This is a genomic window from Colwellia sp. MB02u-9 (assembly GCF_014077085.1).
In the GTDB taxonomy this organism is placed as follows: Bacteria; Pseudomonadota; Gammaproteobacteria; order Enterobacterales; family Alteromonadaceae; genus Cognaticolwellia.
Genome location: NZ_JACGVF010000019.1, coordinates 1 through 401, shown reverse-complemented (window position 1 = coordinate 401; position 401 = coordinate 1). Strand labels below are relative to the sequence as shown.

Here is a 401-nt window from a genome sequence, read left to right as displayed (position 1 = left end):
TTTAACCCTTCGGGGAGGACGGTCACCACTTTGTGATTCATGACTGGGGTGAAGTCGTAACAAGGTAACCCTAGGGGAACCTGGGGTTGGATCACCTCCTTATCTTGAAGTAAAACAGCTTAATGGATACTTCGGTATCACGAGTGTTCACACAAATTACATGATAACAAATTAGAAGAAGTCCAAACACACTAGCTTCGGACGTAAATTCTTGAAAGAGAAATAGGTCTGTAGCTCAGCTGGTTAGAGCGCACCCCTGATAAGGGTGAGGTCGGCAGTTCAAGTCTGCCCAGACCTACCAATTTACGCCACTTGCTGCGTTGGAATGATACTCGTGTAGAAAACCTACACATCCATCCTTCCGCCTTGCAACTGACGTAAATCTGCGTTTCGTTTTAGCT

The 401-nt window shown here is 45.9% G+C and carries 1 tRNA gene and 1 rRNA gene; both read left to right on the top strand.

Annotation, left to right across the window (positions count from 1 at the left end):
- Positions 1-102 (top strand): 16S ribosomal RNA (locus H4J65_RS00075); the annotation flags it as partial.
- A gap of 122 nt (positions 103-224) precedes the next feature.
- Positions 225-301: transfer RNA gene (locus H4J65_RS00070), tRNA-Ile, on the top strand.
- The last annotated feature ends 100 nt before the right edge of the window (positions 302-401 follow it).